The sequence below is a fragment of the Stenotrophomonas sp. BIGb0135 genome, from assembly GCF_024810105.1.
GTDB classification, from domain to species: Bacteria; Pseudomonadota; Gammaproteobacteria; order Xanthomonadales; family Xanthomonadaceae; genus Stenotrophomonas; species Stenotrophomonas maltophilia_AB.
On the sequence record NZ_JANUDX010000003.1, the window covers coordinates 209,634 to 233,836 of the forward strand.

A 24,203-nucleotide genomic window follows, 5' to 3' on the forward strand; every position below is an offset into this window, starting at 1 on the left:
AATGGTAGACTCCGGGGCACCCTCCCTTCCGATGTGATCCCGATGAAGGCCAGCCTCTTCCGCCGCGGCATGAACCTGTGGCCTCCGTTCCTGTTCACCGGCATCCACGTCACCGAGGTCAGCGACGACTACCGCCACGTGCGCGTCGAACTGCGCATGCGCCCGTGGAACCGCAACTACGTCGGCACCCATTTCGGCGGCAGCCTGTTTGCGATGACCGACCCGTTCTGGATGCTCACGGTGATGCACAACCTGGGCCGCGACTACTACGTGTGGGACCGCGCCGGCGCGATCGAATTCATCAAGCCCGGGCGCGGCACCGTGACGGCCGAGTTCCATCTCGACGAGGCACTGCTGGATACGCTGCGTGCGGCGACTGCAGGCGGCGAGAAGTACCTGCACTGGTTCAGCAACGACATCGTGGATGCGGAGGGCGAGGTGGTGGCGCGGGTGCGCAAGCAGGTCTACCTGCGGCTCAAGCCGGACGCACGCACGCCCAAGCCACCGGCAGCCACGCCGTAGTCCACTCCGCGGCGACGCACGGCGGCCTCGGCGCCGCCCTGCGCGACGCCCCCCCCGCGCCGATGCGCTCACTGCGGCTGCCAGGGCAACGGCAACCGCGCGCGGAGCATCGCAGGCGCATCTTTCGATGGCCGCCCGTAGCGTTTCACCTGCACGCTGCGCCCATCCGCGGCCGGCTGCAGCGGACGCTGCGCACTGCCCAGCGCCGCGGGCAAGCGCGCCAGCGTGGCCATCGCACCGTGGCCGTCGTTGGGCTGCCCGCGCAGCCACAGCATCGCTGCAGCCAGTCGCAGCTGCGCACCGGCGTCCTGCATGCGCCAGTTGTAACCGACATACGTCGGCGCAACCATGACCTGGGTCATGCACCCCGCCACATTGGCCACGCACGCCAGGGACCACTCCGACGGTGGTTCGGCCAGCCGCACCCGGCGGTCCTCGCGGATCTGCTGCTGCACCTCGGGCGCACAGCTGCGCGACAGCAGCGCGGCGGCGCGCGCCTGGGTCTTCTCCACGTCGTACAGCCAGCGCGACTGTGCGTGCGGCAGGCGTGCGCCGGCAGCACGCTGGTAGCCAAACTCACCGCGCATCGGCACGCACATGTCCAGCTCGGCCACCGTCGGCGCCCCCAGCACCTGCGGGCAGATCGCTGGCAGCGGCACGTCGGCCGGCAGTTCGGACAGGATCTCGGTGAACAGCGCCGCGTTGCGGGCGGCCATGGCGCTCCCCACCATCGCCACCAGCAGGCTGTCGCTGCTGCGCATCAACATGCGCCCGGTGCCGATGTCCTCGCAGACGCCCTGCAGGGCGCGTCGACTGTCGCCCTGCACGTGCGCCAGCGCATGCAGCGAGAGACGCTCCAGCAACACCTGCATCGGCGGGAACGGCATCGCGATGTCACTGGGGAACAGGTTGCGGTAATGGTCGTTGCGGCCTACGGCGCTGATCCGGGCATGCAGCCCGTCATGCCCCGCATGCGCCTGCGCCACGGCCGCCGCCTGGTCACGGACCTCGCCCAGGCAGCTCTCGGTATCGAGCCCGCACCAGCCGGTGGCCGCCGTGGCCTTGGGGTAGCGCCCTTCGGCGACGCTGTTCGACCACCCCTGCGGCGTCTGCGCGCTGATCGCCTGCGCGAAACGCTGCGCGTCTTCTGCGGTCAGCGCATGGACCCGGGCCGGATCGATGCCGTCATACGGCAGCAGCCACACCGGCGGGAACGCATTGCGCTCGGGCACCTGCCCGCGTGGCGCGGCGTCCATCGCCGCCAGTGCGGCACGCTCCGCTGCCGGCACCGGCAGCAGCCAGGACACCAGCACCGCGACCAGCACCAGCACGACCGTCCCGATCACGGTCATCCCCACCCACTTCATTCCCTTCAACACAGCATTCCCCCAGCGCGCCGCATCCTGCGGTGGCCGGCAGGGTAATCCGGGCGGCTGCACCGCTACAATGCGCCGATGTCGCCCGAAGCCCCCCAACTCGTTCCGCGCCCCTCCCTGCAGCGCCTGTTCCTGACCGGCCTGCTGACCCTGCTGCCGATCTGGCTGACCTGGGTGGTGGTCAAATTCGTCTTCGTGCTGTTGTCGGGCATTTCCAGCCCGGTGGTGGTGCCGCTGTCCGAGCAGATCGCCGCCTCGTTCCCGCATTACCTGGGCTGGATCAAGGTCGAGTGGATGCAGAACCTGATCGGGCTGGCGGCCACCCTGCTGGTGATCCTCAGCGTGGGCGTGCTCAGCCGGCGGGTGATCGGCCAGCGCCTGTTGCGCTGGTTCGGTGCGGTGATCAAGCGCATTCCGCTGGCCAGCATCATCTACGACAGCGCCAAGAAGCTGCTGGACATGCTCCAGACCGAACCGGGCAGCACCCAGCGCGTGGTCCTGATCGACTTCCCGCACCGCGACATGAAGTCGGTCGGCCTGGTCACCCGGGTGATCCGTGAACAGGGCACCGATCGCGAGCTGGCCGCGGTCTACGTGCCGACCACGCCCAATCCCACCTCCGGGTACCTGGAAATCGTCCCGGTGGAACTGCTGACCCCCACCGACTGGACGGTGGACCAGGCCATGAGCTTCATCATCTCCGGCGGTGCGGTGGCCCCGGAAAGCGTGCCCTTCACCCGCGCCGGGGACCGCTAGGCCACGACGGTGCAGCGTGGCAGCGGGCATGAACGCCGCCCCGGCGTGGCGGTGGCCCGTCCGCCCCGAGGCTGGCCGTACGGGCCCGGATCGGGCAAGCTCCCGGGTCTGTGTAGTGTTACGGAAACAGCCGATGCCCCACCCCGCCCGCGCCCTGGCGCTCGCCATCGCCGCCCTGCTGGTGTTCAGCACCGCCGCCCCGGCTGAAGCCGCCAAGAAGAAGGCCAACCGGCCTGCCGCCGCGCAGACCCGGCAGGCGGCCAAGCCCAAGGCCAAGCCGCGCGCGCGCCCCGCGGCCGCCCCCGCCCGCCAGCCGCTGGTGCGCCAACAGAGCAAGGCCGCCCAGCTCAACCGCATCTATGATGAATACTGGGATGCGTCGATGCGGCTCAACCCGCTGCAGGCCACGTTCCAGGGCGACACCCGCCACAACGACCAGTTGCCCAACATCCTTTCGGCCGCGTACCGCCAGCAATCCCACGACTTCACCGTGGAATGGCTGGGCAAGGTGGAAAAGATCGGCGCCGACGGCCTGACCGGACAGGACCTGCTGAGCTACCAGATCTTCGTGCGCGATGCGCGCATGTCGGTGGCCGCCGAGCAGTATCCCAGCTGGATGTTGCCGATCAGCCAGTACTACAACCTGGGCAGCATCATGGCCATCCTCGGCTCCGGCTCGGGTGCCCAGCCGTTCAACACGGTCAAGGATTACGACACCTGGTCCAAGCGTTCGCTGGGCATCGCCCCGTTGTTCGACCAGGCCGTGGCCAACATGCGCCAGGGCATGGCGGCCGGCGTGGTGCAGCCGCGCGACCTGATGGAAAAAGTGCTGCCGCAGCTGGATGCGGTGATCAAGCCGACGGCCGAGGAATCGATCTTCTGGGCACCGGTACGCAACATGCCCGACGATTTCCCGGCGGCGGACAAAGCGCGGATCAGCGCCGAGTACAAGCGCATGATCGAGTACCGGATCATGCCGGCCTACCGCGCGTTGCGCGGCTTCATCGCCACCGAGTACCTCCCGGCCACGCGCAGCAGCGACGGCCTGGGCGCCTTGCCGAACGGGCAGGCGTGGTATGCGCAGAACATCGTGCAGAGCAGCGCCTCCACCCTGGATGCCGCACAGATCCACACCTTGGCCGAGCAGCGCGTGGCCACCCTGCAGGGGCAGATCGCCAGCACCCTCAAGGACAACCGGATCCGCGGTTCGCAGCAGAAGGTGCTGCGCAACATGCGCACCGACAAGAGCTTCCAGTACGCCAACGCCGAGGCGGTGCTGAACCGCTACAAGCAGCTGCAGGCCCAGGTCGGCAGCCGCCTCCCGGCGCTGCTGGGCACGCTGCCCAAGGCCCCGATGGAGGTGCACGCGGTCGAGCCCGAGCGCGCCGCCAGCGCCGCGGCGGTCAGCTACCAGCCGCCGCTGCCCGATGGCCTGCGCCCGGGCATCCTGTACGTCAACACCGCCAACCTGCCCACGCGCCGGCGCTGGGCGGCCCCGATGCAGTTCCTGCACGAGGGCCTCCCCGGCCACCACGTGCAGCTGGGCCTGCAGCAGGAACTGGACAAGCTGCCGCGCTTCCGTCGCCTCGGCGGCGATATCGCCTTCATCGAGGGCTGGGGCCTGTACGCCGAATCGCTGGGCGAGCCGTTGGGCGTGTACCAGGACCCGTACGAGCGCATCGGCTACCTGCAGGCCGCGCTGACCCGCGCCGCGCGCATGGTGGCCGATACCGGCCTGCACGCGCAGGGCTGGAGCAAGCGCCAGGCGGTGGACTACCTGGTCAAGACCGCCGACCTGCCCAGCGAGGATGCCACCGCCGAAGTCGAACGCTTCATGGCCCTGCCCGGGCAGACCCTGCCCAACGGACTGGGCGAGCTGAAGATGTTCGAGCTGCGCGACCGTGCCAAGGCGGCGCTGGGGCCGCGCTTCGACCTGCGCCGTTTCCACGAAGAGGTGCTGCGCGACGGTTCGATGCCGCTGGACATCCTCGATGCCAAGCTGCAGCGCTGGATCGCCAGCGAGACCGCCGGTACGCCGGCTGCCGCGCCCGCTCCCTGAGCACGACGAGGGAGCCGGCCATGCAGCGCGCGGTTGCCCATCGATTCGGCTGGATCGCCCTGCTGTGCACGGGCCTGCTCGGCGCCGCCGACGCAGCGGGCGGCCCTCGCCCGGGTCCACCGGACCCGGGCATCGATGCGCTGCTGCAGCGCTACGACGGCCAGGTCCCCGGTGCGGCGGTGCTGGTGCTGCACGACGGCCAGCCGGTGTTCCGCCGCGGCTACGGGCTGGCGGTGGTCGAAGACGGCACCCCGGTGACTGCGCAGACCAACTTCCGCCAGGCCTCGGTCAGCAAGCAGTTCACCGCGACGGCGATCCTGCTGCTGGCACAGGAGGGCGCCCTCTCGCTGGACAACCGGGTCAAGCGCTGGTTGCCTTCGCTGCCGGCAGCCGCCGATACGATCACCCTGCGCCACCTGCTCAGCCATACCAGCGGACTGCTGGACTACGAAGACCTGATGCCCCGCGATGCGACCGCGCAGGTGCGCGACCTCGACGTGCTGCACCTGCTGGAGCGCCAGGACCGCACGTTGTTCGTGCCGGGCAGCCGCTACCGCTACAGCAACAGCGGCTACGCCCTGCTGGCGCTGGTGGTGGGCCAGGCATCCGGGCAGGACTTCGCCACGTTCCTGCGCGCACGGATCTTCCAGCCGTTGGGCATGGCGCACGCCGTCGCGCACCAGGACGGCGTGGATGATGTCGCGGCACGCGCCTATGGCTACAGCGAGATCGACGGACGCTGGCAGCGTACCGACCAGAGTCCGACCAGCGCGGTGCTCGGCGACGGTGGCATCTACGCGTCGCTGGATGATCTTGCGCGCTGGGATGCCGCGCTCTACGACCCGCGCCTGCTCGGCATCGCTTCGCTGCGGCAGGCGTTCGCACCGGCTACCCGCACCAACGAACCCGACGCGCCGTTCTACGGTTTCGGCTGGCGGCTCAACGGCCAGGCGCACTGGCACAGCGGCGAAAGCATCGGCTTCCGCAGCGTGATCCTGCGTTACCCCGCGCACCGCCTGAGCGTGATCATCCTGACCAACCGCGACGGCCCCGAACCCTATCCGCTGGCGCTGCAGATCGCCCAGCGCTGGCTGGACACCCTGCAATGACCCACCTCCACACTCCCTTGCTGCTCGGCATCCACCACGTCGCGGTGATCGGCGCGGACTACGCCCGTTCCAAGGCCTTCTACACCCAGGTACTGGGGCTGCGGGTCCTGGACGAAAACTACCGCGCCGCGCGCGATTCCTGGAAGCTCGACCTGGCCCTGCCCAACGGCGGCCAACTGGAGCTGTTCTCGTTCCCGGGGGCGCCGCCTCGACCCAGCCGCCCGGAGGCGCAGGGGCTACGCCATCTGGCGTTCCGGGTAGCGGCGCTGGAACCGATGATCGCCCGCCTGGCCGCCGCCGACGTAACCTGCGAGCCGATCCGTACCGACGAATACACCGGCCGCCGCTTCACCTTCTTCGCCGACCCGGACGGACTGCCCCTGGAGCTGTACGAGATCCCGGCCGAGGCCGGCTGAACAGCGCCGGCGGTGCGTTCCGTACCGGAGCGAATGGGTATACAGTCGGCCTGTACCGGCCCTGCGTCGGCATTCACGAACTCCCTGGGAGGGGAACCATGCGCAAGACTTTGAAGACCCTGCTGCTGGCACTGCCGCTGATGATGGCCGCGATGTCGGCCAGTGCCGCCGATGGCGCCGTCGGCCGCTGGAAGACGATCGACGACAAGACCGGCAAGGTGAAGTCGATCGTGGAGATCACCCAGGCCACCAACGGCACCCTGACCGGCAAGGTGGTGGAGATCCTGCATTCGGACAAGGGCCCCAATCCGGTCTGCGACGGCTGCGAGGGCGCCAACAAGAACAAGCCGGTCAAGGGCATGACGATCCTGTGGAACCTCAAGGCCGACGGCAGCAACGCCTGGGCTGGCGGCACCATCCTGGACCCGGGCAACGGCAAGACCTACAAGTCCAAGGCCAAGCTGCAGACCGGCGGCGCCAAGCTCGACGTCTCCGGCTGCATCGCCTTCATCTGCCGCTCGCAGACCTGGGTGCGCGAGTAACCATCGCGGCTTGGCCAGGCGTCGCAACGCCGAACCAGCGCCCCCAGCCCGCAGCCATCGGCATAGCCGGCCGGGAAACAAAAAAGGCCGAAGCGGCAACACCGCTTCGGCCTTTTGCATTTCCTCCCCCCACCCACCCATCCATCCCAACCCCTCGCAGCCCAGCACCAGCCCCCCCCCCACGTCTCCAGCCCGCACCCCGTCACTGAAGCCGTTGCCGTTGCCGTTGCCGTTGACTCAAGCCGTGCCCCAAAAAAAGAGGCCCCATCCACTGTCAGGGGTTGGCGGGGGTGGGGCGCAGGGACCGTATAGCGCCATGGATGGCGCTATACGAGCCTACATGGACGTACTTGCGGCGTGTCCCTGCGCCCCACCCCCGCCGACCCAGCCCGACACCCCAACGGCGCCCCAGCTTCGGCTTCGGCTCCAGCTTCTGCTCCAGCTCCAGCCATTGCCCGCAAAAGAAACGCCCGCCGCAGGCGCCCACCCCCTCCATGCGATAATCCCCAGTCCCCAAGGCAACAACGCAGACCATGACCCGCACCGCTCTCGTCACCACCGCCCTGCCCTACGCCAACGGCCCGCTCCACCTGGGCCACCTGGTCGGCTACATCCAGGCTGACATCTGGGTACGCGCGCGGCGAATGAGCGGCGGCAAGACCTGGTTCGTCTGCGCCGATGACACCCATGGCACCCCCATCATGCTCGCCGCCGAAAAGGCCGGCGTGACCCCGGAGGCCTTCATCGCCAACATCCAGGCCAGCCACGAACGCGACTTTGCCGCGTTCGGTGTTGCCTTCGACCACTACGATTCCACCAACTCGGCCGCCAACAAGGCCCTCACCGAAGCCTTCTACCTCAAGCTTGAGGCCGAAGGCCACATCGCGCGCCGCTCCGTCGCCCAGTTCTACGACCCGGCCAAGGGCATGTTCCTGCCCGACCGCTACATCAAGGGCATCTGCCCGGTGTGCAGCAGCCCGGACCAGTACGGCGACAACTGCGAAGTGTGCGGCGCCACCTACGCCCCCACCGAACTCAAGGACCCGCGCTCGGTCATCTCCGGTGCCACCCCGGAACTGCGCGACTCCGAACATTTCTTCTTCGAGGTCGGCCACTTCGACGCCTTCCTGCGCGACTGGCTCGCCGGCGACGTCGCCCTGCCCGGCGTCAAGGCCAAGCTCGGCGAGTGGCTCAACGCCGACGGCGGCCTGCGCGCCTGGGACATTTCCCGCGACGCGCCCTACTTCGGCTTCGAAATCCCCGGCCAGCCCGGCAAGTACTTCTACGTCTGGCTGGATGCCCCGATCGGCTACCTGTCCAGCTTCAAGACCCTCTGTGACAGGAACGGCGAAGACTTCGACGCCCACCTGCGCGCCGGCACCAGCACCGAACTGCACCATTTCATCGGCAAGGACATCGTCAATTTCCACGGCCTGTTCTGGCCGGCGGTGCTGCACGGCACCGGCCACCGCGCGCCGACCCGCCTGCACGTCAACGGCTACCTGATGGTCGACGGCGCCAAGATGTCCAAGTCGCGCGGCACCTTCGTCATGGCGCGCACCTACCTCGATGTCGGCCTCGAAGCCGAAGCCCTGCGCTACTACTTCGCCGCCAAGTCCGGTGGCGGCGTCGAAGACCTCGACCTCAATCTTGGCGACTTCATCGCGCGCGTCAACGCCGACCTGGTCGGCAAGTTCGTCAACCTGGCCAGCCGGTGCGCCGGCTTCATCAGCAAGCGCTTCGACGGCCGCCTCGCCGCCGCCCTGCCCGATGCCGCGCAGTACGACCGCTTCGTCGCCGCCCTCGCCCCCATCCGCGAGGCCTACGAGCGCAACGACCCGGCCGCCGCCGTGCGCCTCACGATGACCCTCGCCGACGAAGCCAACCGCTACATCGACGACCAGAAGCCGTGGGTCATCGCCAAGCAGGACGGCGCCGACGCACAGCTGCAATCGGTCTGCACCCAGGGCCTGAACCTGTTCCGCGTGCTGGTCACCGCGCTCAAGCCCATCCTGCCGGCCACCGCCGCCCAGGCCGAGGCCTTCCTGGCCGCACCGGTGCAGGACTGGACCGACATCGCCCGCCCGCTCACCGCGCACACCATCGCCGTGTACGCCCCGCTGTTCACCCGAATCGACCCGAAAATGATCGACGCCATGACTGACGCCTCCAAGGACACCCTCGCCGCCGCTGCGCCTGCCGCCCCGGCCAAGCCCGCCAAGCCGGCGCCCGCACCGGCCGCTGCGCCGGCGGCCACCGATGGCCCGGCGTATATCGGCATCGACGACTTCGCCAAGCTCGACCTGCGCATCGGCAAGGTGCTGGCCTGCGAGTTCGTCGACGGCTCGGACAAGCTGCTCCGCTTCGAACTGGATGCCGGCGACCTGGGCAAGCGCCAGATCTTCTCCGGCATCCGCGCCAGCTACGGCGAGCCGGACAAGCTGGTCGGCCGCAGCGTGGTGTTCATCGCCAACCTGGCCCCGCGCAAGATGCGCTTCGGCCTGAGCGAAGGCATGATCCTGTCGGCCGGCTTCGACGGCGGCGACCTGGCCCTGCTCGACGCCGACAGCAGCGCCCAGCCCGGCATGCCGGTGCGCTGATCGCAACGATGGGGCGGCCCGGCCGCCCCGTCCTGCTGGCCTGCACGGAGGGAGGTGCGGTTTGGAACTGGCGCTGTTCGATTTCGACCACACGGTCACCACCTGCGATACCTATGGCCGCTTCCTGCGCCGCGTCGCCACGCCCGAGCAACTGGCCCAGGCCTGGTGGAAGGTCGGGCCGTGGCTGCTGGCCTACCGGCTCAGGCTGATCTCGGCCGAACGCATCCGTGCCCGCGTCACCCGGCTGACCTTCAGCAACCGCCATGTTGACGACATCGCCACCCAGGCCGTCGGCTACGCCCGCGACGTGCTGCCCGAGGTGGTGCGCCCGCAGATGCTGGAACAGATCCGCTGGCACCTGCAGCAGCGCCACACCGTGGTGATCGTGTCCGGCTCGCTGGACCTGTACCTGCGGCCCTGGTGCGAATCGCTCGGCCTGGACCTGATCTGCAACCGGCTGGAGAGCCGCGACGGGCGCCTGACCGGCCGCTACGCCGACGGTGACTGTGGCCCGCGCAAAGCCGAACACATCCGCCACCGCTACGACCTGTCACGCTACCAGCGCATCCACGCCTACGGCGACAGTCGCGAGGACCGCCCCATGCTGGCCCTCGCCCACGACCGCTGGTATCGCGGCAAACCCCTCAGCCCATGATGTCCCCGCGCAGCCGACGCCACGCATGCCAAGCCCCAGCACCGCCCTGATCGAACGCCTCGACCGCCTGTTGCCGCAGACCCAATGTGGCCAGTGCGGTTTCGACGGCTGCCGCCCCTATGCCGCCGCGATGGCCCGCGGCGAGGTCGGCGTGGACCATTGCCCGCCTGGCGGTGACGCGGGCGCGCGCGCATTGGCGCATGCGCTGGGCGTGGCCGCGGTGCCGTTCGACCGCAGCCGCGGCCAACACACCCCCGCCCAGGTCGCGCTGATCGTCGAGGCAGACTGCATCGGCTGCACCAAGTGCATCCAGGCCTGCCCGGTGGACGCCATCGTTGGCGGGGCCAAGTACATGCACACCGTCATCGCCGACCTGTGCACCGGCTGCGAGCTGTGCATTCCACCGTGTCCGGTGGACTGCATCGCGCTGATCGCCGCGCCCTGACGCGTCGCCGCGCGCATCGCGCGGCGCGGCGGATGTGCATGGAGGGCGCCGAGCCATGCCCGGCGGCCGGTTACGGCAAGGCGGCGGTGACCACGATCTCCACCTTCCAGCTCGCGTCGGCCAGCTTGGCCTCCACCGTCGCACGCGCCGGGGTCATGCCCGCCACCACCCACTCATCCCACGCGGCGTTCATGCCGGCGAAGTCGTTGATGTCGGCCAGGAACACTTCCGCGCGCAGGATGTGCTGCTTGTCGCTGGCCACCAGCGCCAGCAGCTTGTCGATCTCGGCCAGCACCTGCCGGGTCTGCCCGGTGATGTCCTGGCTGGTGTCCTCGGGGATCTGCCCGGACAGATAGGCGACCTTGTTGTGGACGGTCATTTCGGACATGCGCGGACCTACGTCGAAACGTTCCAACATGGCGATGGCTCCTCTGGGTGATACGGCATTGTCACCGATGCGGCGTGCACCTGTCCTTGCCCGCGATCATTGCGGCCACGGCAGGCACAGCGCATGGTCTTGGCAACGCTGCGCATCAGGCGCACGATGCGCGCGCAGGCCCGCATCGCGGGCCTTGACTCTTTCATCGCCTGCCCCGGAGCACGCTGTACCGATGACCGAAACAACCCCTGCTCCGGCCCCGGCCCGCCTCGCCTGGCGCCGCGCGGCCACCGTGATCTTCAGCCTGGCGATCCTGGCCCTGGCCCTGCGCGGGCTGGCCAACGAATTCGACGAACACGGCTATCGCGCCATCCGCGATGCCTTCCGCCACCTCGGCGCCGGGCAGATCGCGCTGACCGTGGTGCTCGGCCTGGCCAGCTACGCCTGCCTGATCGGCTTCGATGCGATCGGCCTGCGCCGCAGCGGCAAGCAACTGCACCCGGCCCGCGTGGGGATCACCGCCTTCCTCGCCCACACGCTTGGCCAGACCCTCGGCTTTGCCGCGCTCACCGGCGGCGCGGTGCGCCTGCGCGGCTACGGTGGCGCCGGCCTGAGCCTGGGCGAAATCGGCCAGGTGGTGCTGATGAGCACGCTGGGCTTCGTGTTCGGCGCATGGCTGCTGCTGGCCCTGGCCTTCATCCTCGAACCGGGCGCTGCCGCGCTGGCGCTGCCCGTGTCCGTGCAGGCGGTGCGCGTGTTCGGCATCGTCGGCCTGCTCGGCTACCTCGGCACGTTGCTGCTGGTGGGGCGCGAGGGCCGCACCTTCAGCGTCCGCGGCCACGGCCTGTGGCTGCCCGACCGCCGCACCATGCTCGGGGTCACCGCGCTGAGCGTGGTCGAACTGGTGCTGGCCAGCGCGGCGTTCTACGTGCTGCTGCCGATGGACACCCCGACCGGCCTGCCCGGCTTCGTCGGCCTGTACCTGGTGGCCGTGCTGGCCGGCTTGATCTCCAGCGTGCCGGCCGGGCTGGGCGTGTTCGAATGGAGCCTGCTCAAGCTGCTGCCGCAGGTGGCCCCCGCGGCGGTGCTGGCCGCCGCGCTGATCTACCGCGTCACCTATTACGTGCTGCCGTTGCTGCTGGCCACGCTGCTCGCGCTCGGCCCGGCCATGCGCAAGCCGCTGCGGGTGGGCGCCGGGGCCACCCGGGCCGGCTGGACCGCACTGCGCCCGTGGCTGCCGCAGATCATCGCGCTGGCGGTGTTCAGCGTGGGCGCCGCGTTGGTGATCGATGGCACCCTGCCGACGCCGCGCCGGCACCTGCTCAATGCATCGCTGCCGATCCTGGAAACCTCGCACCTGCTCGGCAGCCTGGCAGGCGTGGCGTTGCTGCTGATCGGCCAGGGCCTGCAGCGGCGCAGCCATGCGGCCTGGATGCTCGCCCTGGGCATCTGCGTGATCGCACCCCTGCCGATCTGGCTGCGCGGCGGCCAGGTGCTGATCGCGCTGTCCGCGCTGCTGGTGGCGATGGCCCTGTGGGCGTCGCGCCGCGAGTTCTACCGCCAGGGCGCGCTGCTCGACGAAGCCTGGTCGTGGCCGTGGATCCGCAACCTGGGCCTGGTGCTGGTGGCGGTGATCTGGCTGCTGTTCTTCGTCTACAGCCACGTCGAATACCAGAACGAGTTGTGGTGGGAATTCGCACTGCAGGGCAATGCACCGCGCGCGCTGCGGGCGCTGCTGGTGGTGGCGATCGCGCTGACGATCTTCGGCCTGGCCCGTCTGCTGCACAGCACGCGCAGCCCGCTGCCACCGGCCGATGCGGCGACCCTGGACGCGCTGGCGCCGATCCTGGCCGCCGCCGAAGACACCCAGGCCTGCCTGGTACTGACCGCCGACAAGGCGGTGCTGCGCGATGCCGATCAGCGCGGCTTCGTGATGATGCAGCGCTACGGCGGTTCGCTGATCGCGATGGGCGACCCGGTCGGACCGCCGGACGTCGCCCGCGGGCTGATCTGGCGCTTCCGCGAGGAAGCCGACCGGCTCGGCCTGCGCCCGGTGTTCTACCAGGTCGGCGAAGCCTACTGGCAGACGTACCTCGACCTCGGCCTGACCCTGGTCAAGCTGGGCGAGGAAGCCATGGTGCCGTTGCAGGACTTCGGCCTGGAGGGGCGCGAGCGCGCCGACCTGCGCCAGGCCTGGAACCGCGGCAAGCGCGGCGGGCTGAGCTTCCGCGTGGCCCAGCCGGTGGAGGTACCGGCGTTGCTGCCAGCGCTGGCGTCGATCTCGCAGGAATGGCTGGACGACAAGGCCGGCGACGAAAAGGGCTTCTCGCTGGGCAGCTTCGACCCGGACTACCTGGTGCGCTTCCCGGTCGCGCTGGTGGAAGCGGACGGCCGCATCGTCGCCTTCGCCAACCTGTGGCAGGCACCGGCCGGCAACGAACTGTCGGTGGACCTGATGCGGCATGTCGACGATGCGCCCAAGGGCACTATGGATTTCCTGTTCATCGAGTTGTTCCTGTGGGGCCGTGCCAACGGCTTCCACCGCTTCTCATTGGGCATGGCGCCGTTGTCCGGTCTGGCACAGCATCGCCTGGCCGGCCGCTGGAACCGCTTTGCGAACATCGTGGCCCGTCATGGCGAGCGCTTCTACGGCTTCAGCGGCCTGCGCCGCTTCAAGTCCAAGTTCGCCCCGCAGTGGCGTGCCCGCTACCTGGCCGCGCCGGGCGGCGTGCACCTGCCCGCCGCGCTGCTCGATGCCACCCGGCTGATCTCGCTGGACCCACGCCGGTAGAGCCGACCGTTGGTCGGCTGCCGCAATTCGCAGCACGCCGGTAGAGCCGACCGTTGGTCGGCTGCCGCAATTCGCAGCGCACCGGTAGAGCCGACCGTTGGTCGGCTGCGGTAACGCCACGCATCGGATCAGCCGACCAACGGTCGGCTCTACCGCGCCGGCAGGTGCTCCAGCAGCGTCTGCGCCAGGCGGTCGTAGTCGCCCTTGAAGTGATGGTCGCCGGGCAGCTTGATGACCTGTGCATGGCCCGCCGGCAGCGACGGGCACAGCGCGTCGTCGTCGTCCTCGCCGTACAGGCACAGCGTCTTGCCGGACGGCAGCCTGGCGATCTCCGGTGCGATCGGCAGCCCACCACCGCCGCCACCCAGCCAGTTGCTGACGTGGAATTCGTAATCGGCGTTCCTGCCCACCGACATCAACCCGATCATCGCCACGCTGTCGCGCACGGCCGGGGAGAGCTGGTTGATGGCGGCCGGCAGCACATCGGCCCCCTGCGAAAACCCGACCAGCACCACGCGTTTGCGCTGCCACTGCTGGCTGTAGTGCGCGGCAATCCGTTCCAGGTCGCGGGCGAAGCCTTCCGGCGTACGTGCGGTCCAGAAGTAGCGCAACGAATCCACGCCAACCACCGGCACGCCGCCTTCGGCCAATGCCGCCGCCACTTCCTTGTCCAGGCCGGCCCAACCGCCATCGCCGGACACGAAGATCGCGAAGGTATCGCCGGGCTTGCTGGCATCCACCTCCACCACCGGCAGGCCCTTGAGCGCATCCGGCGGCGGCGCCAGGCTCACCCCCTTCTGCGCGCCGATCACCTCGGCGGCTGCCAGCAGGCCGGGCAGTTCATCGCCACCGCCGGTGCGCTGGAACTGGCGGCCCATCGCCACCTTGCGCACGAAGGCGGCGGCATTGCCGACCGTGCAATGGTTGCCGCCGGCCGCGTCCAGCCAGGGGAAATTCAATTCGGCCGGCTGCAGCCGGCCATGGCTGGAACCGGCCCCGCAGACCTTGCGCTCGCGCGCGTGGTCAGGGCAGAAGCCGGTGGTGAGCAGCCCGGCGAACACCTGCGTATCGGCCTGGGCGGCCACCGCGTAAGCCAGCTCCGCCCCCTCGCCATCGCCACCGATCAGCGGCAGGTGATAGCCGGGCACGTGCAGGTAAGCCTGGAACCAGCGCGAGAAGTTCTCCACATCGCCCGCGCCGAACGCGCAGCTTCCGCCGCCTTCGCGTGCGAGGACCTGGTGCAGCCTGGCCACGTCGACCCGGGCCACCAGCGCGCCCTGCAGGCGCAGCGCATCGATCCGCTCGGCCGTGCGCGCCTCTTCGCGGCCGCCGTCGAACCACACCACCACCCGCTGGGGGCGACCGTCCGGCACGTACACCGGCACCTGCTGGAAGCGTCCGTGGCTCACCTGCTGCGGGGCCGCGGCCAACGCCGCCGACGCCCACCCGCCGATCACCAGACCCAGCACCTTCCCCCACCCGGCTGCCCGCATCGTCACATATCCTGAAAGAGTCCCCGCCACGATACGCCGGTCCCCCGGCAACGGCATGTACACAGGCTGGCCGCACGCCGGGCGCCACTCAGCGCGGCGCGGGCGGCCGCGACTGACGCCAGGCCTGCAGTGCCACGGCCAGCAGCCACAGCACCACCGCGGCGATCACCAGCTTCTGCCCGGCCCCGCGTGGCGGGCCACGCCACAACACGTGCAGCCACAGCAGCACGAAACACAGCCACGCCCACCCCCACGCCGCGCCCGCCCACCGCGACCAACGCGGGTCGGCGCGCAGGTACCAGCTCTGCAGCAGCATCGCCACGCTCACGCACAAAAAGGCGGTGTTGGCCGCCAGGCCATGCACCAGCGGCGCCAGCAACGGCGCGTGCGTGGGCAACCAACTGTCGCCGATCGCCACGCCCATCAATCCGCAGGCCGCCATCCAGAACAGCAGCGGCGCCGCCGCACTGCGCCGCGGAGAGCGGCTGGCGGCATGCAGCGACCACGCCAGCAGCATGATCGCCACGGCCAGCACGCAATACGCGCTGCGCAGCGCCAGGCCCCAGGGACCGTGCAGGTAAAGGCTCAAGGTGGCCTGCACCCAGTCCAGGTCCTGGCGTGCCCACTGGGTCCACAGCGCGGTGGCGGTGAACAGCACCAACGCACACAGGGCCGCCAGTGCGATCGCGCCGTGCGCCCGCGCGCGGCCGGTTGCCATGGGGTGATGATCCGTCATCGGCGGTGGACTCCCGGCTCAGGCGTCGGCATCGGGGTGGCGCAGCATCCAGGCGGCCAGCGCGGCGCGATAGCGCTGCAGCTCATCGCTGTACAGGTCCAGCACGCACAACGGGCACCCGCTGCCGCAGCACTCGTTCGGGCCCGGTTCCTCGGGCGGTTGCGGGCGGGGATCGGTGGGCGGCGCAGCAGGCTGGGACATGGGCAGGCAGGACGGGATGGGAGGAAAACCGGCCGCCATTATCCGATGCGGCGACGCAGGTTGGCGCGCGCGGCCCGATCCAGCCGCTCATGGAAGAAGCCACTCAGGAAAATGCGTGGCTTGAGCAGCAGTTGCTTGAGGAAACGACGGCGGTTGAGGCGGAACAGGAATCCCGGGACGTGTCCGGCGTACTCTTCGGCGATCCCCTGGTCGTAGGCATCGAATACCGCCGCCGGCGCGCCCAGGATGGCCATGTCGCAATCCAGGAACAACGCGGCCTCGGCATCGATGTCCGCTGCCGCCAGCGCACCATGGCGCGCCGTCAGCTCGATCAGCTGCACCACCCGCGCCACATCGATCCCGGCCGCCGGCAGCCAGCGTTCGATCGCCTGCCGTGCCATCGCCGCCGAACGCGCCTCATTGTCGCTGCGGCCGGCGTCGTAGATCGCATCGTGGTACAGCGCGGCCAACTGCACCTCGCGCGGCTGTCGCCAGCCCGGGCCGTCAGCCACGTCCTGGCAGTGCCGCAGCACCGCCTGCACGTGGGAAAAGTTGTGATACGCCCGCGGCGGCATCGCGTAGGCGGCCTCCAGGTCGGCCTGCATCGTCGCGGGCAGGGTCATCGGTTCGAAGCGCATGCGCCCACAGTGGCGACCGGATCGGCGGCTGGCAAGAGGGCCTCGCCTGGCGGTTTTTTGACCACCCCGGTGCAGACCTTGCCGCAGCGTGGGTCTGCCGGTTTATCCACAGGTTTGCCCGGCCCTGGTCCACACCGGCTGTGGATGGCCGAACGGGCCGACAAACGGTATGCCGCGGCGCCTGCCCCGGCCTAGACTGGCCCGAGCAGGGCAGTCCCCGGCGAGGTGGGCGCGATGTCCGTGTGCAGATCAACGCTGTTGCTGCGGGGCCTGATCGCGATGGGGCTGGCCGTCGCCATGCCTGCCACGTCCGCCGAACCACCGGCCCCACCGCCGGTCGCCGCCATCGCGCCGGCGCCGGCTCCACCGCCCAGCCCTGCGCAGATACTGGCCATTCCCCCGCCGCTGCAGGCGCTGCTTCAGCAGCGGGTGATCGCGCCCGGTTACGCGCGCGAGCAACGCATCGAACGCCTGGTGCACCTGATCTTCGATGACGACGGCATGGCGTTGACCTACGACCCCTATGCCACCCAGACGCTGACCGAGACCTGGCAGAACCACCGTGCCAACTGCCTGTCCTTCACCCTGCTGTTCGTGACCCTGGCGCGTGCGGCCGGCATCGACGCGCGCGTGCAGGAAGTGGCGCAGGTGGTGACCTGGTACCAGGACCAGGGCGTCATCTACAGCGTCGGCCACGTCAACGCCGGGGTGAACATCAACGGTCGCATCGCGGTGGTGGACCTGGACCGCAACGTGCTCTACGACCGCTACGGCCCGCAGCCGGTCAGCCCGGCACGCGCGCTGGCGCACTTCTACAACAACCGCGGCGCCATGCACATGACCGACGGCGACGCGGTGCAGGCACGCGCCTACTTCCAGGCCGCGCTCGCGCAGGATCCGGCCTTCGTTTCGGGCTGGAACAACCTGGGCGTACTCGACGCCCGCAACGGCAACCTGGCCCAGGCCGAGCATGACTATCGCATCGCGCTGCAGCTCAAGCCGCGCAATGCGCCCAGCCTGACCAACGCCGCCGCGCTGTACCGGCGGCTGGGCGACAGCCGCCAGGCCACGTTGCTGGCCAACCGCCTGCAGCAGGTGCAGCGCGACGACCCGTTCGTGCAGTTCCGCCTCGGCAACGCGGCCGAGCAACGCCACGACTACGCCGCGGCGATCCGGTATTACCGGCGCGCGGTGGCCCTGTACGAGACCGCGCACCAGTTCCATTTCGGGCTGGCCCGCGCGTACTTCCTGGCCGGCGACAACCGCCGCGCCTCCCGCGAAATGGCCCGCGCGCGCGACCTGGCCGGCGACGATGCCGGGGCGCTCAAGGCCCGCTACCAGGCCAAGATGGAAAGCCTGGCGCGCTGGCGCCAGCACGACGCCGCGGCCAACTGAGCCGGGCTCAGGCCTTCTTGAGGAAGCAGGTCTTCAGCACCAGTCCCTTGATCTTCTCCGAGTTGCCTTCGATGTGCTCGGCGTCGTCTTCCACCAGGCGGATGTTGCGGATCACGGTGCCCTGCTTGAGCGGGATCGAGGAGCCCTTCACCTTCAGGTCCTTGATCACGGTGACGGTGTCACCGCTGGCCAGCACGTTGCCGTTGCTGTCGCGCACCACCAGGCCTTCGCCGCTGGCTTCGGCCGTGGTCCACTCATGGCCGCAGTCGGCGCAGATCCACAGCGCGCCATCGGCGTAGGTGTTTTCGAGGGTGCATTGGGGGCAGGCAGGAGCGGTGGACATGGTGACGCCTTGGGAATCTGAACAATCCCCATTGTAACCGCCCTCCCCTCCGGCCCTTGCACCGCCCGCCCGCTTGCCGCAAAGTGCGCGCCCCCCGACCACCGCCCGGCCCCGCATGAAAATCGGCATCGACTTTGGCACCAGCAACTCCGCCGCCGCCGCCGTGGTGGACGGCAGCGTGGTGCCGATCCAGTTTGGCCAGGCCGAGCAGTTCCGCACCACGGTGTACTTCCCCGAGGTGATGCGCGACCCGAACGACTTCGAGCTGACCCCGGCGCTGGAGCACGACCTGGCCCGGCTGATCGACGCAGCCGCCCGCGATGCGCGTGCCGCCGGACAGGAGCGCACGCCCGATGCGCTGCGCCGCGAGGCGCTGCGCGTGGTGCGGCGGCAGTGGATGGAAGAGCAGATGCGTGCGCCGCTCAGTTCGACCAAGCTGCTGCAGAACGCGGTGTACGGCGACGACGCGCTGGAAGCCTACTTCGAAGAGAACGAAGGCAACCTGGTGCAGAGCCCCAAGTCGATGCTCGGCTACAACCTGCACCCGCGCGCGCGCCAGACCATCACCGGCATCGCCACGCACATCCTCGAGCACATCCGCCTGACCGCCTCGCGCCAGCTCGACCAGCCGGTGCGCACGGCCACGCTGGGCCGCCCGGTGCAGTTCCGCAGTTCGATCGGCGCGGCCGGCAACGACCAGGCGCTGGAGATCCTGCACACCGCCGCGATCGCAGCCGGCTTCGACGACGTGGATTTCCTGGAAGAGCCGGCGGCCGCGGCCATGCATTACCACGCCGAAAGCGCGCAGGAGCACGAGGCGATCGTGGTGGACATCGGCGGCGGCACCACCGACATCGCGCATGCGCGCGTCGGCGGCACGCAGGCACCGAAGATCCACCGCGCCTGGGGCATCGCGCGCGGCGGTACCGATATCGACCTGGCCCTGAGCCTGGGCGCGTACATGCCGCTGTTCGGCCGTGGCGTCAGCCGCATTCCCGCCCACCACTACGTGGAGGCGGCGATGGTGCAGGACATGACCCGCCAGCGCGATTTCCGCCAGCACAACTACCGCGACGCCGAAGCGCCGTGGGGCAAGCGGATGCAGGCACTGCAGGACACCGGCAACACGGCGCGCCTGTACCGCGAAGTGGAACGTTGCAAGATCGGGCTGAGCAGCGAGACCCACCACGACAGCGCGCTGGATTTCATCGAGCGCGGGATGGCGGTGCAGGTGGACCGTTCGCGGCTGGAAGCGGCCGCCGGCAACTACCTGGGCGAGCTGGCCACGCTGCTGGAGCAGGTCCGCGCCGATATCGGCCACGATCCGGCCGCGGTGTTCCTGACCGGCGGCATGTCGCGCGCCGGCTACCTGCAGGAAGCGGTGGCCGCGGCGTTCCCGGGGGCGACGCTGGTGCGCGGCAACCCGTCCTTCGGCGTCGTGCATGGGTTGGCGTGGGCCGCGGCTGGTTGAGGCGTCGTCGGCGGCGGCCGGCACGGTGAGGCTGCGGGTGCGGCGCCGCATGGGGCGGAGGGGTTGTTTTGCGCGCCCCTGCCCCCACATAGTGGATCTGGCCGCCGGCTGAAACCCAGGCAGCACAAGGGCTTCCGCCCGGCCCGGGCAGCGTATTAACAAAACGTTACGCCGGAAGCGCTATCATCTTTCGGCTTCAGTGCGCAATGCGCATGTCATCCGGGCCTCGTACAGGCCACCGTCCTTCTCGATGCTGCCGCCTTCGGATTCGTCCCGGGCGCTGGGATCGCTTTTACGCTGTGATCCGGCTCGTTCCCAGCGCGCAGTGCCCCCGAGCCGCCAAGAGAGATTCGATTGGGCGAACGCCTGGTTGTACCAGCCCCAGTTGCCGCTACCGAACCCGACCCCATCGACTGCCGCCGTTGTGACGCAGTCTGTTGCCGGATGTCCGTCACCGTCATGCCCAGCGACAGCGTCCCCGGCTACCTCCTCGATACCGACGAGGCCGGCCGCACCGTCATGGCCCGCAACGATGAAGGCTGGTGCGCGGCCATCGACCCCTATCACCTGCGCTGCACCATCTATTCGCAGCGTCCCGCCATCTGCCGCCAGTTTGACATGGGCGGCGATGACTGCCGCCTCGTGCGGCAGGACTACCGTCGACAACAGCACGATCTGTCGACGATTTTATCCACGTTTTAACCATGACAGGAGCATCCATGGCCCGTACGCCAAAGACCTCCCCCAAGGCAGGCAACACCGTTCGCGTTGACCGTAAGCAGGGTTCCAGCACGGCCGTCAACAGCGCCAGCATCGCAGCCGACCTGGCCGCGTTCCGCAAGAGTGGTGGCAAGATCGAAGTGCTGGGCAACACCCTGGCACTGAAGAAAGCCGGCTGATGACCTGCAGCCGTCCGCACCGGCCTCGCGCCGGTGCGGTGGCCGCACTCAGCGCGCGCCCAGCCCCACCCGCACGTTGCCCGAGTGCGCGTTGATCGTGATGTCCCCATCGCCCCCACCCAGTTTCGCCTCCAGGCTGCGGCCCGGCCCATAGCGCGGCCGCTCGACCGTGCCGGCATCGGACTGGATGTCGCCACTGAAGGTCTTCACGCTCAGCTGCGCCGACACCGAGCGCGGCAACTGCAGCCCGATCGACCCGCTTACCGTCTGCAGCGTCACCTTCCCGCCCGGCGCCAATCCGGCGGCCGCCACGTTCAGGCTGCCCGAGACCGCTTCAGCGCCCAGCCGCTGCACCCGCCCTGCGTCCAGTTTGATGCTGCCCGACACGGTCTCGGCCGCCACCTCGCCCGAGCCGCCCGTTGCCTGCACCGAACCGCTCACCGCGCGCAGGTCCAGGCGCGGCGTCTGCACCTGCGAGCGGATGCTGCCGCTCACCGTGGTCAACGCGGTCTCGCCGCTGCGCCCGGTCGCGGCGATATCGCCGCTCACCGCGTTGGCCTGCAGCCGCCGCACGTCCACCTCGGCCACGTCGATATCCGCGCTCACCGTGCCCAGCTGCACCTCCACCGCACGCGGCACCCGCAGCTCCAGCGTCGCCCCGCCGTTGTTGCCGTTGCGCGGATACACCACTTCCCAGCGCACCCGGTTGGTACTGCGGTCCTGCTTGAGCGTCAGGCCGTCGGCCATCGAACCACTCAACGCCACCTCGTTGCGGTCCCAGCCGCGCACGCTGACCTTGCCGGCGATGTTGCTCAACTCGACGCGGCCCCCCGCGCCCAGCGGCGCGCGTTCGTCCACGCGGGTGGCGGCCTGCGCCGCCAACGGCAGCAGCAGGCCCAGGGCGGCGATCAGACGCAATGATGTGTGCATGGTGTCACTCCTCTTTCAGGATGGCAGGCCAGCGGCGGCCATCACCGCCTGCTGGGTAAGTTCAAGGCGCAGCGCGTAGGTGCGCTGCAACTGCGAAAGCAATACGCGCGAACGCGGGTTCTCGGCGATCGCCGCGCGGATGTGGTCGGCGCTGCTGTCCAGCTCATGCAACGCCGGCTGCCAGTCGCCGCCCACCTGCGTCGGCGGCAGCGCCGCCATCGCCTGCTGGTATTCGGCGGCCATCGCCTCGGCCTGGCGCTGGACCAGCGTCGGCGGGGGCGTCCGTGGCGCCGGCATCGGCACCACCATCAGCACCCCCAGCGCCGCCGCCAGGCCCAGCCCCACGCGAAGCGGCCAGCGCCGGCGCGGTGCGCGCGTCGCCCGCGGCCGCTGCAGCTCGGCGGACGGCCGCGGCATCGGCGGCAACTGCGTGGCAATGGCCTGCCAGACCCGCGCCGGTGGCACCCGCTCGACAGGCAGCGCCCGCAGCCGCGCCTGCAGCGCGGCATGCTCCGGATCGTGGGGTGTGGTGTCGTCGTAGTCGTTCATGCGGTTTCTCCCAAGCGTGCGCGCAACAAACCGCGCGCACGGTGCAACTGAGCCTTCGAGCTGCCCACGGCCATCTGCAACTGCGTGGCGATTTCCTGGTGTTTCCAGCCTTCGATGTCGTGCAGCACCAGCACGGCACGGGCGCGCGGCGGCAGGGTGTCCAGCGCGCGCTCCAGGTCCAGCGTGGTGCCCGCGCACCGCTCCACCGACGCCAGCGCGGCCACGCTGTCCCAGCCCTCCTCACCGGCGTCGCAGGCCTGCCAGGCGGCGTTGGCGCGCAGTTCCATCAGCGCCGCATTCACGCCCAGCCGGTGCAGCCAGGTGCCCAGGCTGCTGTCGAAGCGAAAGCCCGGCAGCGCCTTCCAGGCCTGCAGGAATGCTTCCTGCAACGCATCCTCGGCGCGTGCCGCCTGGCCGCCGCAGAGTCGCCACAACACGGCATACACGCGCGGCGAATGACGCCGGTAGATGCGCTCGTAGGCCAGCGTGTCACCGCCGACCGCCGCGCGGACCAGGGCATGGTCATCGATGGCATCGGCCTCGGTCGGGACGCAGGGAGCGGGCATGGTGGCGTTGAGCATATCCGTTGGATGCAGGCACCGGCGAAAAGGTTTAAAGCAGGCCGCACGGGCGTTTCGGCGAGGCCTTTAAACCCTGCTGCCGCCGGCCGCATCCAAGCTGACATCCCCGCGCCGGCGTTCGCCAAGGAACCGACCATGCCCACCAGTTGCCTTGCCTTGCTGCTGGCCATGGCCACCAGTTGCACCCTGCCCGGAAGCCCGCTGACCCTGCGCGTCACCCTTGCGCCGCAGGCGGATCTCTGCGTGCGGTTCGCCGGACATGCGCCGCGCTGCGTATCGGCCCTGATCGCGCGCCTGGAGGCGCACCCGTAGCCCTGACCGGATTGACCAGCCCTGGCAGCCAGCGGATTAAGATAGGCGTTTACCGCAGTATCGCTGCAAGGATCCGCGCTTCGCATGAAAGACCACCTGCCCACCTGGACCCACGAATGGCTGCACTACGGCGTGCCGGCCCTGCAGATCGTGCTCACCCTGCTCGCGGCGTGGTTGCTGCGCCTGATCGCCCGACGGCTGATCCGCCGCATCGGCGAGCACTACACGCTGCCGCCGGAAATGGTCATGGGCGCGCGCCGGGTCTTCAGCTTCGTGGTGTATTTCACCGTACTGCTGGTGGTGCTCAATATCGTCGGGGTCTCGGCCACCGTGCTGTGGACGGCATTCACCGGATTTGCGGCCGTGGGTGCGGTGGCCTTCTTCGCCGCCTGGAGCGTGCTTTCCAACATTTTCTGCACCTTGTTGATCTTCACCACGCGCCCGTTCCGCCTGCACGACTACATCGAACTGCTGGAAAACGGCGAGAAGCCGGGGCTGAAGGGGCGGGTGATCGACGTCAACCTGATCTACACCACCCTGCAGGAAACCGACGGCAACCACGAAGGCACCGTGCTGCAGATTCCCAACAACATGTTCTTCCAGCGCACCGTGCGCCGCTGGCGCGATCCGGCGCAGGCCCCGGGCGGGATCCAGGGCGACGGCTGAGCGCGCGTCGCCGGGTGCGACCGGCATGGCCGCAATAGCCGATGATCGCGACCTAGCGCAGCTGGCTGTCCTTGCTGCCACGCCGGTTGTAAGCGGCGCCGCCCTGCTGTGCGGCGTCGTCCGCTTCCTGGCAGCGCACGCACAAACGCACACCGGGCACGGCCTTGCGCCGCGCCTCGGGAATCGGGGCATCGCAGTGTTCGCAATGGGTCAATCCGGGGCCCTCCCGGAGGTGCGCGCGGGCACGCTGGATGGCCTCGTCCACGGTCGCATCGATCTGGTCCTGGACCGCGCCGTCGCCTGCCCAACCTGTCGCCATGATGTGTCTCCCATGCCGGT

The 24,203-nt window shown here is 69.5% G+C and carries 27 protein-coding genes; 16 read left to right on the forward strand and 11 right to left on the reverse strand.

What is annotated here, in order from left to right; translation table 11 throughout:
• Positions 1 to 42: 42 nt before the first annotated feature.
• Positions 43 to 522 carry a DUF4442 domain-containing protein gene (locus M2421_RS08725; protein ID WP_259205951.1) on the forward strand — a complete coding sequence of 160 codons (480 nt, stop codon included), beginning with the start codon at positions 43 to 45 and terminating at the stop codon, positions 520 to 522.
• 68 nt (positions 523 to 590) lie between these two features.
• On the opposite strand, the gene M2421_RS08730 is transcribed toward M2421_RS08725, so the two are convergent.
• Positions 591 to 1,889 carry a hypothetical protein gene (locus M2421_RS08730; RefSeq protein ID WP_259205961.1) on the reverse strand — a complete coding sequence of 433 codons (1,299 nt, stop codon included), beginning with the start codon at positions 1,887 to 1,889 and terminating at the stop codon, positions 591 to 593.
• An 87-nt stretch (positions 1,890 to 1,976) separates the two neighbouring features.
• On the opposite strand from M2421_RS08730, the gene M2421_RS08735 reads away from it, so the two are divergent.
• The 8 genes from M2421_RS08735 (at position 1,977) to rnfB (ending at position 10,480) form a co-directional block, all read left to right on the forward strand.
• On the forward strand, positions 1,977 to 2,654 hold the full coding sequence (locus M2421_RS08735) for a DUF502 domain-containing protein (RefSeq protein ID WP_259205963.1): 678 nt from the start codon (positions 1,977 to 1,979) through the stop codon (positions 2,652 to 2,654).
• A 133-nt stretch (positions 2,655 to 2,787) separates the two neighbouring features.
• Entirely contained in the window at positions 2,788 to 4,713 is a 1,926-nt protein-coding gene (locus tag M2421_RS08740; RefSeq protein ID WP_259205965.1) for a DUF885 family protein, read from the forward strand.
• Positions 4,714 to 4,733: 20 nt separating this feature from the next.
• On the forward strand, positions 4,734 to 5,822 hold the full coding sequence (locus tag M2421_RS08745; protein ID WP_259205968.1) for a serine hydrolase domain-containing protein: 1,089 nt from the start codon (positions 4,734 to 4,736) through the stop codon (positions 5,820 to 5,822).
• Positions 5,819 to 6,238, forward strand: a complete 420-nt coding sequence (locus M2421_RS08750; RefSeq protein ID WP_259205969.1) for a VOC family protein — start codon at positions 5,819 to 5,821, stop codon at positions 6,236 to 6,238. Before M2421_RS08745 ends, M2421_RS08750 begins: the two co-directional genes overlap by 4 nt.
• Before the next feature lie 98 nt (positions 6,239 to 6,336).
• A complete protein-coding gene (locus M2421_RS08755; protein WP_259205970.1) occupies positions 6,337 to 6,780 on the forward strand; it encodes a DUF2147 domain-containing protein in 444 nt (147 codons plus the stop codon).
• A gap of 533 nt (positions 6,781 to 7,313) precedes the next feature.
• Complete coding sequence (gene metG / locus M2421_RS08760) at positions 7,314 to 9,380, forward strand: methionine--tRNA ligase (RefSeq protein ID WP_259205972.1); 2,067 nt, start codon at positions 7,314 to 7,316, stop codon at positions 9,378 to 9,380.
• 61 nt (positions 9,381 to 9,441) lie between these two features.
• Entirely contained in the window at positions 9,442 to 10,035 is a 594-nt protein-coding gene (locus M2421_RS08765; RefSeq protein ID WP_259205973.1) for an HAD family hydrolase, read from the forward strand.
• A 25-nt stretch (positions 10,036 to 10,060) separates the two neighbouring features.
• Positions 10,061 to 10,480, forward strand: a complete 420-nt coding sequence (gene rnfB / locus M2421_RS08770; protein ID WP_259205979.1) for an Rnf electron transport complex subunit RnfB — start codon at positions 10,061 to 10,063, stop codon at positions 10,478 to 10,480.
• 70 nt (positions 10,481 to 10,550) lie between these two features.
• Here the strand turns inward: rnfB and M2421_RS08775 are convergent, their stop codons facing one another.
• On the reverse strand, positions 10,551 to 10,898 hold the full coding sequence (locus M2421_RS08775; RefSeq protein ID WP_259205980.1) for a RidA family protein: 348 nt from the start codon (positions 10,896 to 10,898) through the stop codon (positions 10,551 to 10,553).
• Positions 10,899 to 11,091: 193 nt separating this feature from the next.
• Between M2421_RS08775 and mprF the strand changes: the two genes are divergently transcribed.
• Entirely contained in the window at positions 11,092 to 13,650 is a 2,559-nt protein-coding gene (mprF, locus tag M2421_RS08780) for a bifunctional lysylphosphatidylglycerol flippase/synthetase MprF (protein WP_259205986.1), read from the forward strand.
• Between the two features lie 149 nt (positions 13,651 to 13,799).
• Here the strand turns inward: mprF and M2421_RS08785 are convergent, their stop codons facing one another.
• From M2421_RS08785 to M2421_RS08800, 4 genes are all read right to left on the reverse strand, one after another.
• Positions 13,800 to 15,143: an AcvB/VirJ family lysyl-phosphatidylglycerol hydrolase gene (locus M2421_RS08785; protein WP_259205987.1), complete on the reverse strand. Its 1,344-nt coding sequence runs from the start codon at positions 15,141 to 15,143 to the stop codon at positions 13,800 to 13,802.
• Between the two features lie 88 nt (positions 15,144 to 15,231).
• Complete coding sequence (locus M2421_RS08790; RefSeq protein ID WP_259205988.1) at positions 15,232 to 15,861, reverse strand: DUF998 domain-containing protein; 630 nt, start codon at positions 15,859 to 15,861, stop codon at positions 15,232 to 15,234.
• 36 nt (positions 15,862 to 15,897) lie between these two features.
• Positions 15,898 to 16,080, reverse strand: coding sequence for an oxidoreductase-like domain-containing protein (locus M2421_RS08795; RefSeq protein WP_259205991.1), 183 nt, complete (start codon positions 16,078 to 16,080; stop codon positions 15,898 to 15,900).
• Between the two features lie 38 nt (positions 16,081 to 16,118).
• Complete coding sequence (locus M2421_RS08800) at positions 16,119 to 16,718, reverse strand: hypothetical protein (protein ID WP_259205994.1); 600 nt, start codon at positions 16,716 to 16,718, stop codon at positions 16,119 to 16,121.
• Positions 16,719 to 17,015: 297 nt separating this feature from the next.
• Here M2421_RS08800 and M2421_RS08805 point away from each other — a divergent pair, with 297 nt between their 5' ends.
• Positions 17,016 to 18,113, forward strand: coding sequence for a tetratricopeptide repeat protein (locus tag M2421_RS08805; RefSeq protein WP_259205997.1), 1,098 nt, complete (start codon positions 17,016 to 17,018; stop codon positions 18,111 to 18,113).
• Between the two features lie 7 nt (positions 18,114 to 18,120).
• Here M2421_RS08805 and M2421_RS08810 read toward each other — a convergent pair whose 3' ends face one another.
• Positions 18,121 to 18,456 (reverse strand): zinc ribbon domain-containing protein YjdM, encoded by a 336-nt coding sequence (locus M2421_RS08810; protein WP_259205999.1) that lies wholly within the window; start codon positions 18,454 to 18,456, stop codon positions 18,121 to 18,123.
• 115 nt (positions 18,457 to 18,571) lie between these two features.
• Here M2421_RS08810 and M2421_RS08815 point away from each other — a divergent pair, with 115 nt between their 5' ends.
• The 3 genes from M2421_RS08815 (at position 18,572) to M2421_RS08825 (ending at position 20,826) form a co-directional block, all read left to right on the forward strand.
• Positions 18,572 to 19,927 carry an Hsp70 family protein gene (locus tag M2421_RS08815; protein WP_259206002.1) on the forward strand — a complete coding sequence of 452 codons (1,356 nt, stop codon included), beginning with the start codon at positions 18,572 to 18,574 and terminating at the stop codon, positions 19,925 to 19,927.
• A gap of 408 nt (positions 19,928 to 20,335) precedes the next feature.
• Positions 20,336 to 20,629 (forward strand): YkgJ family cysteine cluster protein, encoded by a 294-nt coding sequence (locus M2421_RS08820; protein ID WP_310439728.1) that lies wholly within the window; start codon positions 20,336 to 20,338, stop codon positions 20,627 to 20,629.
• Between the two features lie 17 nt (positions 20,630 to 20,646).
• Positions 20,647 to 20,826 (forward strand): hypothetical protein, encoded by a 180-nt coding sequence (locus M2421_RS08825; protein WP_259206007.1) that lies wholly within the window; start codon positions 20,647 to 20,649, stop codon positions 20,824 to 20,826.
• 48 nt (positions 20,827 to 20,874) lie between these two features.
• Here M2421_RS08825 and M2421_RS08830 read toward each other — a convergent pair whose 3' ends face one another.
• From M2421_RS08830 to M2421_RS08840, 3 genes are read right to left on the reverse strand one after another with little or no spacing between them, the layout of a single operon-like run.
• Positions 20,875 to 21,756: a DUF4097 domain-containing protein gene (locus tag M2421_RS08830; protein WP_259206009.1), complete on the reverse strand. Its 882-nt coding sequence runs from the start codon at positions 21,754 to 21,756 to the stop codon at positions 20,875 to 20,877.
• A 15-nt stretch (positions 21,757 to 21,771) separates the two neighbouring features.
• Entirely contained in the window at positions 21,772 to 22,305 is a 534-nt protein-coding gene (locus M2421_RS08835; protein WP_259206010.1) for a hypothetical protein, read from the reverse strand.
• On the reverse strand, positions 22,302 to 22,886 hold the full coding sequence (locus tag M2421_RS08840) for a sigma-70 family RNA polymerase sigma factor (protein ID WP_259206012.1): 585 nt from the start codon (positions 22,884 to 22,886) through the stop codon (positions 22,302 to 22,304). Before M2421_RS08840 ends, M2421_RS08835 begins: the two co-directional genes overlap by 4 nt.
• Positions 22,887 to 23,021: 135 nt before the next feature.
• On the opposite strand from M2421_RS08840, the gene M2421_RS08845 reads away from it, so the two are divergent.
• A complete protein-coding gene (locus M2421_RS08845; RefSeq protein ID WP_259206013.1) occupies positions 23,022 to 23,198 on the forward strand; it encodes a hypothetical protein in 177 nt (58 codons plus the stop codon).
• A gap of 84 nt (positions 23,199 to 23,282) precedes the next feature.
• Positions 23,283 to 23,864, forward strand: a complete 582-nt coding sequence (locus M2421_RS08850; RefSeq protein ID WP_259206014.1) for a mechanosensitive ion channel family protein — start codon at positions 23,283 to 23,285, stop codon at positions 23,862 to 23,864.
• A 52-nt stretch (positions 23,865 to 23,916) separates the two neighbouring features.
• Here M2421_RS08850 and M2421_RS08855 read toward each other — a convergent pair whose 3' ends face one another.
• Complete coding sequence (locus tag M2421_RS08855) at positions 23,917 to 24,183, reverse strand: DksA/TraR family C4-type zinc finger protein (protein ID WP_259206020.1); 267 nt, start codon at positions 24,181 to 24,183, stop codon at positions 23,917 to 23,919.
• Between the last annotated feature and the right edge of the window lie 20 nt (positions 24,184 to 24,203).